The sequence below is a fragment of the Pseudomonas amygdali genome (assembly GCF_002699855.1).
Classification (GTDB): domain Bacteria; phylum Pseudomonadota; class Gammaproteobacteria; order Pseudomonadales; family Pseudomonadaceae; genus Aquipseudomonas; species Aquipseudomonas amygdali.
The window spans coordinates 20,073-37,231 of the sequence record NZ_LKBW01000124.1 but is presented as its reverse complement, the minus strand read 5'-3'; the positions used below and the strand labels follow the sequence as shown (position 1 = coordinate 37,231).

Below are 17,159 nucleotides of genomic sequence, written 5' to 3'. Positions count from 1 at the left end.
CCTTAGTGCTCGGCAGCAGGGCCGCCAATCGGAGTTTCCGGACGAGGGTCAGGTGTGATCGGAGTACCGTTGGTACCCGAACCACCGCCCCAGTCACGCGGTTCACGAGGCACGCGACCGGTCATGATGTCGTCGATCTGATCGGCATCAATGGTTTCATACTTCATCAGCGCATCGGCCATCGCTTCAAGCTTGTCACGATTGTCCGTGAGCAACTGCTTGGCAGTGCCGTAGCAGTGATCGATGATGCTGCGCACTTCGGAGTCGATGAGCTTGGCAGTATCGCCGGAAACGCTGGAGTTCTGGCTGCTGCCGCGCCCCAGGTAACCTGCATCTTCGTCTTCCGAATACATCAGCGGGCCGAGCTTTTCAGACAAGCCCCATTTGGTGACCATGTTCCGGGCAATCTGACTGGCACGCATGATGTCATTGGATGCACCGGTCGTGACGCCATCGAAGCCCAGGGTCATTTCTTCCGCGATACGACCACCGTAAAGCGAGCAGATCTGGCTGATCAGCGCGCGCTTGGACAGGCTGTAACGGTCTTCTTCAGGAAGAAACATGGTTACACCCAGGGCGCGACCGCGAGGAATGATCGAGACCTTGTAGACCGGATCATGCTCAGGCACCAGACGCCCTACGATAGCGTGACCCGCTTCGTGGTAGGCCGTGTTGCGCTTTTCCTTTTCGGACATGACCATCGATTTGCGCTCGGCGCCCATCATGATCTTGTCCTTGGCCAGTTCGAACTCTTTCATCTCTACGACGCGCTTGCCGGAGCGAGCAGCGAACAGCGACGCTTCGTTGACCAGATTAGCCAGATCGGCACCGGAGAAGCCCGGTGTACCGCGAGCGATAACGCCTGCATTGACGTCTTCGCCCATTGGAACCTTGCGCATGTGAACCTTGAGGATCTGCTCGCGGCCACGAATGTCCGGCAGACCTACAACCACCTGACGGTCGAAACGGCCCGGACGCAGCAGCGCCGGATCGAGCACGTCAGGACGGTTGGTAGCGGCAATGACGATGATACCGTCATTCATTTCAAAACCGTCCATCTCGACCAGCAACTGGTTGAGAGTTTGCTCACGCTCGTCGTGACCACCACCCATGCCAGCGCCACGATGGCGACCGACCGCATCGATTTCGTCGATGAAGATGATGCAAGGAGCATGTTTTTTGGCCTGTTCGAACATATCACGGACGCGGCTTGCACCGACGCCCACGAACATCTCGACGAAATCAGAACCGGAAATGGTGAAGAACGGCACTTTCGCCTCGCCGGCAATGGCCTTGGCGATCAGCGTCTTACCGGTCCCCGGAGGACCGACCATCAGCACACCACGCGGGATGCGGCCGCCCAGACGCTGGAACTTGCCAGGATCACGAAGAAACTCGACAAGCTCGCCGACTTCTTCCTTGGCTTCGTCACAACCGGCAACATCGGCCAGGGTGGTCTTGACCTGATCTTCGGACAACAGACGCGCCTTGCTTTTGCCAAAGCTCATCGGGCCGCCCTTGCCGCCCGCCCCGCCCTGCATCTGGCGCATGAAGAACATGAACACCGCAATGATCACCAGGATAGGGAAGCTGGCCACCAGTAACTGAGTCCAGATGCTCTGCTGCTCAGGCTGCTTGCCTTCAATCACGACGTTGTTGCTGACCAGATCACCGATCAGACCGTTGTCCGGGATGTTCGGGCGGATGGTCTTGAAGGTGTCGCCATCACTGCGCTTGCCCGTAATGACGTAGCCGTCGACAGAGACCTTCTCGACCTTGCCATCCTTGACCTGCTGGATGAACTCGGAATAGTTGAGGTTCTGCGGCTCGTTAGGGCTGGAGAAGTTGTTCATCACCGTCACCAGGACAGCCGCGATGATCAACCACAGGATCAAATTCTTTGCCATATCGTTCAATTAGCTACCCTCTGAAGCAAGCTCCACGCAGCAAGCGTGCCTCGCATGATATTCACCGGCCTAACTTACTACAGAACCTACAGATACGGCAGACACCGTCTGTAACCCTTTGTGAAACTTTGACAACACAATGTTCAGTCATGCTGCATCGGTAACGCCATTTGAAAAAAGCTATCGTGCCCCTTCAAAAACGCTCGATGCTGGCTGCCCCGTCGATTCCACGAAAGCCGCGAGCCAGCAGGTATTGCTCGCGTGACCTGTCGCGGGATGACGAAGGTTTGCGCATCTGCACCTTGTCAAACAGCTTGCGAATATCCTTGTGGTAGATATCGAAGCCTTCACCCTGGAAGACCTTGATCAGAAAATCGCCACCGGGACGTAGTACCCGACCGGCCAGATCGAGCGCCAATTCACAGAGAAACATCGCACGCGGCATATCTACAGCGCTCAATCCACTCATATTGGGGGCCATATCGGAAATCACAAGGTCTACCTGCGTATTACCGACTGCCTCAAGGATCTGCTCGAGAATCTTGTCCTCGGTAAAATCCCCCAGAATGAAGGTCACATCCGGGATGCTGTCCATTTCAAGAATGTCGGAAGCAATCAGACGACCTTGACCGCCGATCAGACGACTGGTCACCTGCGACCAGCCTCCCGGCGCAGCACCGAGGTCGATAACGGTCATGCCCGGACGGATGAGCTTGTCCTTTTCCTGAATCTCAAGCAGCTTGTAGCTGGCACGCGAACGGTAGCCGTCCTTCTGCGCCATTTTGACGTACTTGTCGTCGAAGTGTTCTTTGAGCCAGTTATGGCTTGTCTTGGAACGGGCCACGGGGCACCTCAAAAATAAACGAGTCGTGATTAACTGGGCGGTCCCGGACTCGCTCGGGTAAACTGGCCGCCGCTTTTAAAAGATCAGACGCAGAGGTCAGATTATGCCGCTCGCTCCAGAGCAGAAGAAACAATACAAATCCATTGGCCACCATCTGAAACCGGTGTTGATCGTGGCTGACAATGGTTTGACTGAAGGTGTACTTGCAGAGCTTGAACGCGCATTGAGCGATCACGAGCTGATCAAGATCAAGCTCAACATCCTTGATCGCGAGAGCCGCCTGGGCGCCGTTGCAGAACTGTGCAAGGCCGGTTCGGCGGATCTTGTACAGGTCATCGGCAAAATGGCGCTGATCTACCGCAAGAACCCAAAGGTAAACAAGCAGCTCTCCAACGTCCACCGCGCGCACGGATAAAAACAGAAGTCAGGGCCGCCAAAAGGCGTGCCCTGACTCTTTTTTGCTGCTGACTGCGCCCGCCAAAGCGGGCGACAGGCATCAGATGTGACGCACTTCGATGATTTCGTATTCGATAACGCCGCTAGGCGTTTTCACGACGACGACATCGCCCTCTTCCTTGGCAATCAAGGCGCGAGCAATGGGCGAACCCACTGAAATCTTGCCCTTCTTGATATCCGCCTCGTCCTCACCAACGATCTGGTAGACAACGCTTTCGTCGGTTTCGACGTTGGCGATTTCGACTGTCGTGCCGAAAATCACCTTGCCAGTGTGCGGAATAGTCGTAACGTCGATCACCACAGCGTTCTGCATGCGGCCTTCAATATCACGAATACGCGCCTCGACCATACCTTGCTGCTCGCGGGCAGCGTGGTATTCAGCGTTTTCCTTGAGGTCGCCCAGTTCGCGCGCAGTACCGATGTCCTGGCTCAACTTGGGACGGATCACCTTGGTCAGGTGAGTCAGCTCTTCTTCCAGGGCGCGAGCGCCCTGAACGGTCATTGGGTATTTGATCATGCCTTCAATCCTGCATGGAGATCCTGCAAGCGACGTACGGTCTTCTCGGGACCGAATTTGAGCGCTTCACAGATCGCTTCGCCTGCTGCAATGGTAGTGGTGCAGTAGATCTTGTGCTGCAAGGCGTTGCGACGGATGGAGTAGGAATCTGCGATCGACTGACGACCTTCGGTGGTGTTGATGATCAGGGTGACTTCGTCATTCTTGATCATATCGACCACGTGTGGACGCCCTTCGGTCACCTTGTTCACACGACGTACTTTCAGGCCTGCCGCTTCGATCAGCTTGGCAGTACCTGCGGTAGCAACGATTTCGAAACCCAGATTGATCAGGTCACGGGCGACTGCTTCAACCAGAGGCTTGTCATCGTCACGCACACTGATGAAAGCAGTACCGCCAGTCGGCAGCACTTCGCTCGCGCCCATCTGAGCCTTGGCGAACGCTTCACCGAAGGTATCGCCCACGCCCATCACTTCGCCGGTCGATTTCATTTCCGGGCCGAGGATCGGGTCAACGCCAGGGAATTTGGCAAACGGGAACACTGCCTCCTTCACGCTGTAGAAGTTCGGGATAATTTCCTTGGTGAAGTTCAGCTCTTTCAGGGTTTTACCTGCCATCACGCGGGCAGCGACCATCGCCAGGGAAACACCGATGCACTTGGAAACGAACGGCACGGTACGCGATGCGCGCGGGTTGACTTCAATGACGTAGATGTCTTCGCCCTGAAGCGCCAGCTGCACGTTCATCAGGCCGACAACGCCCAGCTCCAGAGCCATTTTCTTGACCTGTTCGCGCATCTCGTCCTGGATGTGTGCAGGCAGCGAGTACGGCGGCAGCGAGCATGCGGAGTCACCGGAGTGAACGCCCGCCTGCTCGATGTGCTGCATGATCGCGCCGATCACCACGTCAGTCCCGTCGCAGACCGCATCGACGTCCATCTCGATGGCACAGTTCAGGAAATGGTCCAGCAGCACCGGGCTGTCGTTGGACACCTGAACTGCTTCGCGCAGGTAACGCTTGAGTTCGTCTTCCTGATAAACGATTTCCATCGCGCGGCCGCCCAGTACATAGGACGGGCGCACCACCAGCGGATAACCGATCTTCGCCGCAGCACGAATGGCTTCGTCTTCGCTACGCACAGTAGCGTTTGGCGGCTGACGCAGGTTGAGGCGCTCGACCATCTGCTGGAAGCGCTCACGGTCTTCGGCACGGTCAATGGCGTCAGGGCTGGTGCCGATAATCGGCACACCGGCTGCTTCAAGGGCACGTGCCAGTTTCAGCGGCGTCTGGCCACCGTACTGGACGATCACACCTTTCGGCTTCTCGACCCGCACGATTTCCAGCACGTCTTCCAGGGTGACAGGCTCGAAGTACAGGCGGTCAGAGGTGTCGTAATCGGTGGAAACGGTTTCCGGGTTGCAGTTGACCATGATGGTCTCGTACCCGTCTTCACGCAGCGCCAGGGCGGCGTGTACACAGCAGTAGTCGAACTCGATACCCTGGCCGATACGGTTAGGGCCACCGCCGAGGATCATGATCTTGTCGCGCGTCGAAGGGTTGGCTTCGCACTCTTCTTCGTACGTCGAGTACAGGTACGCGGTGTCGGTTGCGAACTCGGCAGCGCAGGTGTCGACGCGCTTGTAGACCGGGAACACGTCCAGCTTGTGACGATGCGTACGCAGGTTCTTTTCGGTGACGCCGACCAGCTTGGCCAGGCGCGCATCGGAGAAGCCCTTGCGCTTGAGGCGGAACATCAAGTCACGATCGATTGCCGACAGGCCCAGCGTCTTGACCTTCTCTTCGTCCTTGACCAGATCTTCGATCTGCACCAGGAACCAAGAGTCAATCATGTTCATGGCGAAGATTTCTTCAACCGTCATGCCTGCGCGGAAGGCGTCGGCGACGTACCAGATACGCTCTGCACCCGGCACAGTCAGCTCGCGCTTGAGCGTGCTCATGCTTTCAGGGTGGCTCAGATCCAGCTTCGGATCGAGACCGCAAACGCCGACTTCCAGGCCGCGCAAGGCTTTCTGCAGGGACTCCTGGAAAGTGCGGCCGATGGCCATGACTTCACCGACCGACTTCATCTGAGTGGTCAGACGCGCATCCGCCTTGGCGAACTTCTCGAAGGCAAAGCGCGGCAGCTTGGTGACGACGTAGTCGATCGACGGTTCGAACGAAGCCGGGGTCTTGCCGCCGGTGATTTCGTTCGACAACTCGTCAAGGGTGTAGCCCACTGCCAGCTTGGCGGCAACGCGTGCAATCGGGAAGCCGGTCGCCTTGGAGGCCAGCGCCGAGGAACGCGATACGCGCGGGTTCATCTCGATCACGACCATACGGCCGGTGTCCGGGCAGATGCCGAACTGAACGTTGGAACCACCGGTTTCAACGCCGATCTCGCGCAGCACTGCCAGCGAGGCGTTACGCAGGATCTGGTATTCCTTGTCGGTCAGGGTCTGTGCCGGAGCAACGGTGATGGAGTCGCCGGTGTGCACGCCCATCGGGTCGAAGTTTTCAATCGAGCAGACGATGATGCAGTTGTCCTTTTTGTCGCGGACAACTTCCATTTCGTACTCTTTCCAGCCGATCAGCGATTCGTCGATCAGCAGCTCTTTGGTCGGCGACAGGTCCAGACCGCGAGCGCAGATTTCTTCGAACTCTTCACGGTTGTACGCGATACCGCCGCCCGTGCCGCCCATGGTGAACGATGGACGAATGATGCACGGGAAGCCGAGCTTTTCGAGAACCGCGTTGGCTTCTTCCATGCTGTGCGCGATACCGGAACGCGGGCACGCCAGGCCGATAGACTTCATGGCCTTGTCGAAACGCGAGCGGTCTTCAGCCTTGTCGATGGTATCGGCGTTGGCACCGATCATCTCCACGCCGAACTTCTCCAGAACGCCTTCGCGCTCCAGATCCAGTGCGCAGTTCAGAGCTGTCTGGCCGCCCATGGTCGGCAGCAGTGCGTCAGGACGCTCTTTTTCGATGATCTTGGCAACGGTCTGCCACTTGATCGGCTCGATGTAGGTCGCGTCGGCCATGGCCGGGTCGGTCATGATGGTGGCCGGGTTGGAGTTCACCAGGATGACGCGGTAACCCTCTTCGCGCAGTGCCTTGCAGGCCTGGGCGCCGGAGTAGTCGAATTCACAGGCCTGGCCGATCACGATAGGGCCGGCGCCGAGAATCAGGATGCTTTTAATATCTGTACGTTTTGGCATGGGTTGTCACTCAAATCCGCAGGTCAGTCGGCAAGCCGTCTTGAACATTTCTTTGAGGTGGCCTGGGCGGCAGCAACCGGACACTTGATCCGGGGCCGCCCAGGGCACCTGCGTATTACAGTCTCAAGGCAACCGGTCAGCGTCGCTTGGCCATGGCTTCGATAAAGCGATCAAACAGAGGCGCGACGTCATTCGGGCCCGGGCTCGCCTCAGGGTGACCCTGGAAGCTGAATGCGCTCTTGTCGGTCAGCTCGATACCCTGAAGGGTGCCGTCGAACAACGACTTGTGAATGGCGCGAACATTGCCCGGCAGCGTGGCCTCATCAACAGCAAAACCGTGGTTCTGGCTGGTGATCATGACCACACCGGTGTCCAGATCCTGAACAGGGTGGTTTGCACCGTGGTGGCCATGGCCCATTTTCACGGTCTTGGCACCGGCAGCCAAGGCCAGAAGCTGGTGACCCAGGCAGATACCGAATACCGGCACTTCGGTTTGCAGCACTTCCCTGATCGCCTTGATGGCGTAGTCGCACGGCTCGGGGTCGCCAGGGCCGTTGGACAGGAAAACACCGTCGGGTTTGTAGGCAAGCACATCGCTGGCAGGCGTTTGCGCAGGCACCACAGTCACCCGGCAACCGCGCTCGACCAGCATGCGCAGAATGTTGACCTTGACGCCGTAGTCGTAAGCGACCACATGATAGGGCAGCTCGGAAGCGGCGATTTCAGGGTGGCTGTCGGTCTTCAGGTTCCAGACGCTGGAACGCCACTCGTAGGTGTCCTTGGTACTGACTTCCTTTGCCAGGTCCATGCCCTTGAGGCCGGGGAACCCGCGAGCAGCAGCGATGGCTGCTTCTTCGGAAATGTTGTCGCCAGCCATGATGCAGCCGTTCTGGGCGCCTTTCTCACGCAGGATGCGGGTCAGGCGACGCGTATCGATGCCGGCGATGGCAACGACATTATTGGCTTTCAGGTAATCACCGAGGGACAGCTTGTTACGCCAGTTGCTGGCGACCAGCGGCAGGTCACGGATGACCAGGCCAGCGGACCAGACACGATCGGACTCTGCGTCTTCAGGCGTGGTACCGGTATTGCCGATGTGCGGGTAAGTCAGGGTAACGATTTGCTGGGCGTAGGAAGGATCGGTAAGAATTTCCTGATAGCCTGTCATTGCGGTGTTGAACACCACCTCACCAACGGTCTGACCGTCGACTCCAATGGCTTCGCCGCGAAAAATGCTGCCATCAGCAAGGGCGAGTATGGCTGGCTTAGTCAAGAAGACCTCCCGTAAATAAAACCTGAAAGGGCGATCGCAGGCTGCAAAAAAGCGGAATGACGTAGTTACGTCACCCCGCTTTCTTATGGAATCATCTGCGCGCTTTTAGTGGACACACTAAAGCTGTAGCTTACAGAAAAGGCCCTTTTTGGTCTACCACCAATGAGCCTGAAATGCGGGAAAATGCGACAGGGCCACGAATGGCACTGTATGAAATCAATGCAGACCCAGTACATCCTGCATGTCGTAAAGCCCTGGCGCCTTGCCGTCGAGCCACATTGCAGCCCGCACGGCACCCTTGGCAAAGGTCATGCGACTGGATGCCTTGTGGGTGATCTCGACCCGCTCGCCGTCTGCTGCGAACAGCACGGTATGGTCGCCGACAACGTCACCGGCACGAATGGTCGCAAACCCGATGGTCTGACGATCACGCGCGCCGGTCTGGCCTTCACGGCCGTAGACAGCGACTTTTTCCAGGTCGCGACCCAGCGCACTGGCAACCACTTCACCCATGCGCAAGGCGGTGCCGGACGGCGCATCGACCTTGTGCCGGTGGTGCGCCTCGGTGATTTCGATATCGACCTCATCACCCAGAACACGCGCGGCGGTGTCCAGCAACTTCAAGCAAAGGTTTACACCAACGCTGAAGTTGGCAGCGAACACAATCGGGATGTCTTTACCCGCTTCGACCAGACGCTGCTTCTCTTCGGCACTGAAGCCAGTCGTGCCGATAATCATGGCCTTGCCGGCCTTACGGCAGAACGCTAGATTTTTCAGCGTTACCGAAGGGTGGGTGAAGTCGATCAACACGTCGAACTCATCCGCCACTTTTGCCAGGTCGCCCGACAACGGCACACCGATACGCCCCAGCGCAGCCAGCTCGCCTGCATCCGCACCCACCAGCGTGCTGTCAGGACGATCGATAGCGGCGGTCAACCCGGCACCCGGTGCCTGCTGAACCGCCTCGATCAAAGTCTTGCCCATGCGCCCGGCGGCGCCCACTACAGCAATACGTCGCATGCCCTGCTCCCGTTGATAAGCCTTACAGATCGCCGAAGAAACGCTTCACACCCTCGAACCAGCCACTGGCCTTGGGAGAGTGGGACTCGTCGTTTTCAAGCGAAGTGCGGAACTCTTCAAGCAGCTCGCGCTGACGCTTGCTCAGGTTGACCGGAGTTTCGACCGCTACACGGCACATCAAGTCACCAGCACCGCCGCCACGTACCGGAGCGACACCCTTGCCACGCAAGCGGAACTGCTTGCCGGTCTGGGTACCTTCGGGGATTTTCAGTTTGACGCGACCATCAAGGGTCGGTACTTCAAGCTCGCCACCCAGCGCGGCATCGGTAAAGCTGATCGGCACTTCGCAGAACAGGTGCTTGCCGTCACGCTGGAAGATCGCGTGTTCGCGCACATTGATCACGACATACAGGTCGCCGGTCGGCCCACCCTGAGTACCCGCTTCGCCTTCGCCAGACAGACGAATGCGGTCACCGGTATCGACACCTGGCGGCACCTTGACCGAAAGCGTCTTGGACTCTTCGACACGACCTTCACCGTGGCACGAATCGCACGGGTCGGAAATAATCTTGCCGTGGCCATGGCAGCGTGGGCAGGTTTGCTGCACAGAGAAGAAACCCTGCTGCATGCGAACCTGACCGATACCACCGCAGGTAGGGCAGGTAACGGGCGACGAGCCTTTCTTGGCACCGCTGCCATCGCACGGCTTGCAGTTGACCAGTGTCGGAACGCGGATATTCACGTTAGTACCGCGAACCGCTTCTTCCAGATTCAGCTCCAGCGTATAGCGCAGATCGCTGCCGCGCTGGGCACCGCCACGACCACCGCCGCCACCGCCACGGCCGCCGCCAAAGAAATCACTGAACACATCACCGAAGATGTCGGAGAAATTGGCACCACCGGCACCACCACCAAAACCGCCGCCACCACCCATGCTCGGGTCGACACCGGCATGGCCATACTGGTCGTACGCAGCGCGCTTGCTGGCATCGGACAGCACTTCGTAGGCCTCGTTGGCCTCTTTGAACAGCTCTTCCGAGGCTTTGTCATCAGGGTTACGGTCGGGGTGATGCTTCATCGCCAGATGGCGATAAGCCTTTTTCAGGTCCGCCTCGCTGGAGCCTCGCTCCACTCCCAACACTTCGTAATAATCACGCTTTGCCATAGTTCTTCCGCACTCTTGAGGACGTTCGGCAAGACCCTCCTGAACCCTGCCAAACTCGTTGAGCCCCATACAGGCCCTGGACCCAACTCACGTCAATTCAACGATCCTGGTCTTCGTTCAACAACCAGATGGATCTGGCCGAGAAAGCGGCAGAATGATTCGCCACGCAGGAGCGTAGCGATCTTGCCACATGGCTTGCGGAGCAAATCCGCACGCCGAAATTTTGCTTGTTCCAGACACGCCAACGCGGGAGCAAGCTCCCGCGCGGCGACATCCTACCAGTCAGCGCTCGAAAGAGGTCAACCGGCGTTCAAGTGAGCCTGCGCTTACTTGTGGTCTTTCACTTCTTCGAACTCGGCATCGACAACGTCATCAGCCTTGGCATTTTCTTCAGCTGGCTTGGCCGCTGCTTCAGGGTTTTCGGCCTGCTCGGCGTACATCTTCTGAGCGATTGGCGCGGAAACCTTCGACAGCTCTTCAACCTTGGCTTCGATAGCAGCCTTGTCGTCGCCCTTGATAGCAGCTTCCAGAGCAACCAGTGCAGCCTCGACAGCCGTTTTCTCTTCAGCAGTGACCTTGTCACCCGCATCAGCGATCATTTTGCGAGTCGAGTGGACCAGCGCATCACCCTGGTTACGGGCAGAGGCCAGCTCTTCGAACTTGCGATCTTCTTCGGAGTTGACTTCAGCATCGCGGACCATTTGCTGAATTTCTTCCTCGGACAGACCGGAGTTGGCCTTGATGACGATGGACTGCTGCTTGCCGGTCGCCTTGTCTTTCGCACCAACATGCAGGATGCCGTTTGCGTCGATGTCGAAGGTTACTTCGATCTGTGGCACGCCACGTGGAGCAGGTGGAATCTCGGCCAGGTCGAACTTGCCCAAGGACTTGTTCTGACCGGCTTGCTTGCGCTCGCCCTGCAGTACGTGGATGGTTACCGCGTTCTGGTTGTCATCGGCAGTCGAGAACACCTGGGATTTCTTGGTAGGAATCGTGGTGTTTTTCTCGATCAGCGCAGTCATCACGCCGCCCATGGTTTCGATACCCAGAGTCAGCGGGCTGACGTCGAGCAGCAGAACGTCTTTGACATCACCGGCCAATACAGCGCCCTGGATAGCAGCACCCATTGCAACGGCTTCGTCAGGGTTGACGTCTTTACGTGCTTCTTTACCGAAGAACTCGGTTACCAGCTTCTGCACCAGCGGCATACGGGTCTGACCACCGACCAGAATCACGTCGTTGATCTTGCTTCTGTCGATGCCAGCATCTTTAAGCGCCATTTCGCAAGGAGCGATGGTGCGCTGAACCAAGTCCTCAACCAGCGATTCCAGCTTGGAGCGCGAAATTTTCACGACCAGGTGCTTTGGACCGGTTGCATCTGCAGTGATGTACGGCAGGTTGACTTCGGTCTGCGTGCTGGAAGAAAGCTCGATCTTGGCTTTCTCGGCAGCTTCTTTCAGACGCTGCATGGCCAGCGGGTCACCCTTGAGGTTCATGCCGCTTTCTTTCTTGAATTCGTCGACGAAGTAGTCGATCAGACGAATGTCAAAGTCTTCACCGCCCAGGAACGTGTCGCCGTTGGTGGCCAACACTTCGAACTGGTGCTCGCCATCAACTTCGGCAATCTCGATGACCGAGACGTCGAACGTACCGCCACCCAGGTCATAAACGATGACAGTGTGATCGCCCTTGGCCTTGTCCATACCGTAAGCCAGAGCGGCCGCGGTTGGTTCGTTGATGATGCGCTTGACGTCCAGACCGGCAATACGGCCGGCGTCCTTGGTTGCCTGACGCTGACTGTCGTTGAAGTAGGCCGGAACGGTGATGACCGCTTCGGTAACCGCTTCACCGAGGTAGTCTTCGGCGGTCTTTTTCATTTTCTTCAGGATTTCAGCGGAAATCTGAGGAGGCGCCATTTTCTGGCCATTCACTTCAACCCAGGCATCACCGTTGTCAGCCTTGACGATCTTGTAAGGGACCATCTGGATGTCTTTCTGAACGACATCCTCTTCGAACTTACGACCAATCAGACGCTTTACCGCATACAGCGTGTTGTGCGGATTGGTAACGGCCTGACGCTTGGCGGACTGACCAACCAGGATCTCACCGTCATTGGCATAAGCAATGATCGAAGGTGTAGTACGAGTACCTTCTGCGTTCTCGATAACCTTGACGTTACCGTTTTCCAGAATGGAGACGCAGGAGTTGGTAGTCCCCAGGTCGATACCGATAATTCTGCCCATCTTGACTCTCCCGAAACTTGCAAAACTTGGATTTGGTTGCCGCCAGTGCGTTTACACCGTGCGGTAGCTCTTAAACGCTTGACCTTTAAATGGGGGCCTTACAGCTGATTTCAAGCCTGCTCGTTGATTGACGGCGTTGCAGGCGACGGTGCCTTGCTGACCACGACCATGGCCGGGCGCAACAGGCGACCATTAAGCTGATAACCCTTCTGGAATACCTTGAGCACAGTATTAGGCTCGACGTCGGCACTTTCCTGCATGGCCATCGCCTGGTGCTGGTCGGCACTGAACGGTTGACCATGTGGATCAATGGCTTCCAGCTGATAACGCTTGAGGGTGTCCTGAAACATCTTCAAGGTCAGCTCGATGCCTTCACGCATCGGGCGAATGCTTTCATCGTCCGGATTGGACAGATCAAGGCCTCGCTCCAGACTGTCGATGATTGGCAACAGATCACCGGCAAATTTTTCCAGCGCAAACTTGTGCGCCTTTTCAACATCCTGCTCGGCACGGCGGCGGACATTCTGCAGATCCGCAGCCACGCGAAGGGATTGGTCCTGCGCAGCAGCCAGTTGCTCTTCGAGCACCTGCACACGGGTTGTCAGTTCTTCACCCGCGCCCGCCTCGGCAGCCTGATCCTGAGCCTGCGCATCCAGATTCTGTTCGTCAGCCATACATGTTCTCCTCTAAAAACGTCCGCGATCCCGATTCGCGCTTCTGTCCACCTATATGGGATCGGAATTTCCGGCTTCAAGGGTTTCATGTGATCGAGATACGCATTCCCTGACAAATAATGCGGATTCCGGACGAGTGAAAAATTGCAGGTCGACACAAGAGCGACTAAAAACCACTGCAAACCGATCAAATCGAGCTAAGCGAAGGCATTGTCAGCAACAAATAAAACACTGTATAAATAACCAAACAAACAGCCCGGGAGCCGCTCAATGCTGGTGCACCTTTCCGTACATAATTACGCCATTGTCGAACACCTTGACCTTGAACTGGATCGAGGAATGAGCGTCATCACCGGCGAAACCGGCGCTGGCAAGTCGATCATGCTCGACGCCCTGGGCCTTACGCTGGGCGACCGTGCCGACAGCGGCGTGGTCCGGCCGGGTGCCGACAAGGCCGATATCCTGGCCACATTCGACCTGGGCGACATTCCCGAGGCACAGACCTGGCTCAAAGAGCGCGACCTGGACAACGACGGCCCCTGCATCCTGCGCCGGGTCATTACCGCCGAAGGTCGGTCACGCTCGTACATCAATGGCTCGCCCTGCCCTCAGGGAGATTTGAAGGCACTGGGTGAACTGCTCATTGATATCCACAGCCAGCATGAGCACCAGTCGCTGCTCAAGACCGACACCCACCGACGCCTGCTGGACGAATACGCTGGCGCTACCGAGCTGGCCCGTCAGGTCCATCTCGCCGCACAGCGCTGGCGGCAGACGCGACAAGAGCTGGAGCGCCTTTCCAATTCAGGGGACGAGCAGCGCGCACGCCATCAACTGCTCAGCTATCAGCTCGAAGAGCTGGAAAGCCTGAGCCAGGGCGAAAACGAGCTTGAACAGCTCGAGCAGGAACACAAAGACCTGACCAACGCCGAAAGCCTGCTGAGCATTTGCCGACAAGTGGTCGAGCAGTGCAGCGAAAGCGATTCCGGCAACGTGCTCAATGCCCTGACTGCCAGCCTGCATCGACTCGGCAGCGTCGACCATTCGCCGTCCGCCCTGAGCGAGGCCACCGGCTTGCTGTCCAGCGCGCAGATACAGGTAGAAGAAGCGGTAGGCGAACTGAACCGTTTTCTGGATCACTTCGATGCCGACCCGGCCAGACTGCAACAGCTTGAAGAGCGTCTTGATGCCATCTATACACTGGCGCGCAAGCACCGCATTCAGCCAGGTGAAGTGGCCACGCTGCAACAAAAGCTGCTGGATGAAATAGAAACACTGAATGCCAACGACGAATCCATCGAGCGCCTGGAGCACGAAGTGCAGGCATTTGCCCGGCACTATCAGGAAAAGGCCCGCGAACTGAGCGACCTGCGCCGCAATTCGGCAACGACACTGGCCAGCGCCGTAGAGCAGGAAATTCATCGACTGGGCATGCCCGGCGGTCGTTTCCAGATCGACCTTAAAGCCAATGCCAGCGTAGAACCGTCGCCTCACGGTCTTGAGCAGGTAGAGCTACTGGTCAGCGCCAACCCCGGCCAACCACTGAAAGCGCTGGCGAAAGTCGCGTCGGGTGGCGAGCTGTCGCGCATCAGCCTTGCGATTCAGGTCATTACTGCACAAACCTCGCGGGTGCCGACGCTGGTATTCGACGAAGTCGATGTGGGCATTGGCGGGCCGACCGCCGAGATCGTGGGGCAACTGCTGCGTCGTCTGGGCGAGCGCGGGCAAGTCATGACCGTCACCCACCTGCCGCAGGTTGCCGCGCAGGGCCATCAGCATCTGTTTGTGCACAAGGTCCGCGACAACGACGCCACGCGTACGGCGGTTTCCAAACTCAGCAAGACCGAGCGCATAGAAGAAGTGGCCCGAATGCTGGGGGGCATTGACCTGACCAAGGAATCTCTGGCGCACGCCAAAAAGATGGTCGTTACCGCTAAAAGCTGAACCGCAGAAAGCACAAAGGCGACCCGGGGTCGCCTTTGGTGCTGGTTTTTACGCCGTCTGGCTTACGCCTTCTTGTTGCGGACGTAGAGCACCAGATTGTGGTCCACCAGGTCAAAGCCGTGTCTTTCGACAATAGCCTTTTGAAGCTTCTCGATTTCTTCGTCGAAGAACTCGATAACCTCGCCTGACTCCACATTGACCATGTGGTCGTGATGGCCGCCATCAGCCAGCTCAAACACAGCATGACCGCCGTCGAAATTGTGGCGCACCACTAGTCCAGCGGCTTCAAACTGGGTCAGAACACGGTAAACCGTGGCCAGGCCGACGTCCTCGCTTGCCTCCATAAGCGCCTTGTAGACATCCTCGGCACTCATGTGGCGCTGCTCGGCAGAATCGAGCATTTGGAGTATTTTAACCCTTGGTAGGGTTACCTTTAGTCCTGCTTTACGTAGTTCGCTATTTTCAACCATGGTCAGCTTTCTCGCAGACGCTGCTTCGCAGCTTCTCTTAATGCAGGTATGATCGGGGTTTACGTTGTCCCAGCCAAGATAGTGGAAGTCGCCCACCGATGCAAAACACCAAGCTCTTGCTAACCAGTTTCACCTTCGTGGGACTGCTCGCACTCGCCGGTTGTTCATTCCCCGGGGTTTACAAAATCGACATCCAGCAGGGTAATGTCGTCACGCAGGACATGATAGACCAGTTACGCCCCGGAATGACCCGACGGCAAGTACGGTTTATCATGGGCAACCCCCTGTTGACCGACACTTTCCACTCCGATCGGTGGGATTACCTGTACAGCCTGCAGCCAGGTGGCGGTGAACGCCAGCAGGAGCGTGTCAGCCTTATATTCAACGGCAATGACCAGCTTGTGAGCCTGTCTGGCGACTTCATGCCCGGTGTCAGCCGCGATGAAGCCATTCTCGGCAAAGGCAGCGATACCACTGTCCCGGCAGAGAATCAGCCGGTGCAGAAGCCTGAAGAGCCGGCCAAGCCAGGTTCGTTGCTGGACAAGATCCAGAAAGACGTGGACAGCGTCGAGACCGTACCTGTCCCGACCCAAGAGCCTCTGGACACCAACTCTCGTTAGTCCTCAGCGCTCAACAAAAAGCCCGGCATGCCGGGCTTTTTTGTGCCTTTCGTTCAGTCAGCGTTCAGCCGGGAAGCGTCCGTTTCTCCCGTGCCCTGGCGGCACGCAGACGCCTGATCTCCATGGGATCGGCCAACAGCGGACGATAGATCTCGATTCGCTCACCCGCCTCCAGCACCCGCGTGGAAGGATCAGCCACCACTTTGCCGAAGATGCCAACGGCACACTGCGCCAGATCAAGCTCGGGAAACTCCCTGTCCATGCCACTGAGAGCCAGTGCCTGACGCACCGAAGAGCCTGCCGGAACATCCAGCGTCATTAACACCTGACGCTGCACAGAGGCGTACACGACCTCAATCTGAATCACTGCTTCAGCCATGCAGCTCTTTCGCTCGCTGACAGAACGCATCCACCAGCGTATTGGCCGCCTGATTGAACAGCGGCCCGAGGGTGGCGCGAACGATAGAGCCGGCATAATCGAAGGACAGATCCAGGCTGATCTTGCAGGCCTTCTCGCCCAGCGGCTTGAATGTCCAGACGCCATGAAACTGCTCGAATGGCCCCTCAACCAGGTCCATCACGATCGACTCGCCTGGGGTAAGCGTGTTGCGCGTCATGAACTTCTGGCTCAGACCGCCCTTGGCAATTTCCAGGCTGGCGCGCATCTGCGCTTCGCTGGAATCCAGTACGGTAGCGGAAGAGCACCACGGCAGAAACTCGGGATAACGAGCCACATCATTGACCAGGTCATAAAGGAACCCGGCCGGGTACGGCAGTAAAGCAGAGCGTTGTATATGCGTAGTCATGT

General features: G+C 57.6%; 15 protein-coding genes. 3 read left to right on the top strand and 12 right to left on the bottom strand.

The window, feature by feature from the left end; translation table 11 throughout:
- Nucleotides 1-2: 2 nt before the first annotated feature.
- Together ftsH and rlmE are read right to left on the bottom strand one after the other, a co-directional pair.
- Nucleotides 3-1,907, bottom strand: coding sequence for an ATP-dependent zinc metalloprotease FtsH (gene ftsH / locus AO277_RS11075; protein ID WP_004667397.1), 1,905 nt, complete (start codon nucleotides 1,905-1,907; stop codon nucleotides 3-5).
- Between the two features lie 193 nt (nucleotides 1,908-2,100).
- Complete coding sequence (gene rlmE / locus AO277_RS11070) at nucleotides 2,101-2,751, bottom strand: 23S rRNA (uridine(2552)-2'-O)-methyltransferase RlmE (protein ID WP_044318170.1); 651 nt, start codon at nucleotides 2,749-2,751, stop codon at nucleotides 2,101-2,103.
- Between the two features lie 103 nt (nucleotides 2,752-2,854).
- Here rlmE and AO277_RS11065 point away from each other — a divergent pair, with 103 nt between their 5' ends.
- Nucleotides 2,855-3,166 carry a YhbY family RNA-binding protein gene (locus AO277_RS11065; RefSeq protein ID WP_044318169.1) on the top strand — a complete coding sequence of 104 codons (312 nt, stop codon included), beginning with the start codon at nucleotides 2,855-2,857 and terminating at the stop codon, nucleotides 3,164-3,166.
- Nucleotides 3,167-3,247: 81 nt separating this feature from the next.
- Here AO277_RS11065 and greA read toward each other — a convergent pair whose 3' ends face one another.
- The 7 genes from greA to grpE form a co-directional block, all read right to left on the bottom strand.
- The gene (greA, locus tag AO277_RS11060) at nucleotides 3,248-3,724 is read right to left on the bottom strand and encodes a transcription elongation factor GreA (protein ID WP_002555134.1); all 477 of its coding nucleotides are present in this window, start codon (nucleotides 3,722-3,724) and stop codon (nucleotides 3,248-3,250) included.
- Entirely contained in the window at nucleotides 3,721-6,942 is a 3,222-nt protein-coding gene (carB, locus tag AO277_RS11055) for a carbamoyl-phosphate synthase large subunit (RefSeq protein ID WP_002555135.1), read from the bottom strand. Before carB ends, greA begins: the two co-directional genes overlap by 4 nt.
- A 136-nt stretch (nucleotides 6,943-7,078) precedes the next feature.
- On the bottom strand, nucleotides 7,079-8,215 hold the full coding sequence (carA, locus tag AO277_RS11050) for a glutamine-hydrolyzing carbamoyl-phosphate synthase small subunit (RefSeq protein WP_044318168.1): 1,137 nt from the start codon (nucleotides 8,213-8,215) through the stop codon (nucleotides 7,079-7,081).
- A gap of 216 nt (nucleotides 8,216-8,431) precedes the next feature.
- A complete protein-coding gene (gene dapB / locus AO277_RS11045) occupies nucleotides 8,432-9,235 on the bottom strand; it encodes a 4-hydroxy-tetrahydrodipicolinate reductase (RefSeq protein ID WP_002555137.1) in 804 nt (267 codons plus the stop codon).
- Between the two features lie 22 nt (nucleotides 9,236-9,257).
- The gene (gene dnaJ, locus AO277_RS11040; RefSeq protein ID WP_044318167.1) at nucleotides 9,258-10,400 is read right to left on the bottom strand and encodes a molecular chaperone DnaJ; all 1,143 of its coding nucleotides are present in this window, start codon (nucleotides 10,398-10,400) and stop codon (nucleotides 9,258-9,260) included.
- 326 nt (nucleotides 10,401-10,726) lie between these two features.
- Nucleotides 10,727-12,643 (bottom strand): molecular chaperone DnaK, encoded by a 1,917-nt coding sequence (dnaK, locus tag AO277_RS11035; RefSeq protein WP_005733029.1) that lies wholly within the window; start codon nucleotides 12,641-12,643, stop codon nucleotides 10,727-10,729.
- A 110-nt stretch (nucleotides 12,644-12,753) separates the two neighbouring features.
- A complete protein-coding gene (gene grpE, locus AO277_RS11030; protein ID WP_002555140.1) occupies nucleotides 12,754-13,317 on the bottom strand; it encodes a nucleotide exchange factor GrpE in 564 nt (187 codons plus the stop codon).
- 270 nt (nucleotides 13,318-13,587) lie between these two features.
- Here grpE and recN point away from each other — a divergent pair, with 270 nt between their 5' ends.
- Nucleotides 13,588-15,261, top strand: a complete 1,674-nt coding sequence (gene recN, locus AO277_RS11025) for a DNA repair protein RecN (RefSeq protein ID WP_044318166.1) — start codon at nucleotides 13,588-13,590, stop codon at nucleotides 15,259-15,261.
- Nucleotides 15,262-15,323: 62 nt separating this feature from the next.
- Here recN and fur read toward each other — a convergent pair whose 3' ends face one another.
- On the bottom strand, nucleotides 15,324-15,731 hold the full coding sequence (fur, locus tag AO277_RS11020) for a ferric iron uptake transcriptional regulator (RefSeq protein ID WP_002555142.1): 408 nt from the start codon (nucleotides 15,729-15,731) through the stop codon (nucleotides 15,324-15,326).
- Nucleotides 15,732-15,829: 98 nt separating this feature from the next.
- On the opposite strand from fur, the gene AO277_RS11015 reads away from it, so the two are divergent.
- A complete protein-coding gene (locus AO277_RS11015; RefSeq protein WP_002555143.1) occupies nucleotides 15,830-16,351 on the top strand; it encodes an outer membrane protein assembly factor BamE in 522 nt (173 codons plus the stop codon).
- A 64-nt stretch (nucleotides 16,352-16,415) separates the two neighbouring features.
- Here AO277_RS11015 and AO277_RS11010 read toward each other — a convergent pair whose 3' ends face one another.
- Complete coding sequence (locus AO277_RS11010; protein WP_002555144.1) at nucleotides 16,416-16,730, bottom strand: RnfH family protein; 315 nt, start codon at nucleotides 16,728-16,730, stop codon at nucleotides 16,416-16,418.
- Complete coding sequence (locus tag AO277_RS11005) at nucleotides 16,723-17,157, bottom strand: type II toxin-antitoxin system RatA family toxin (protein WP_044318165.1); 435 nt, start codon at nucleotides 17,155-17,157, stop codon at nucleotides 16,723-16,725. The genes AO277_RS11010 and AO277_RS11005 overlap by 8 nt, the downstream gene beginning before the upstream one ends.
- Nucleotides 17,158-17,159 lie beyond the last annotated feature (2 nt).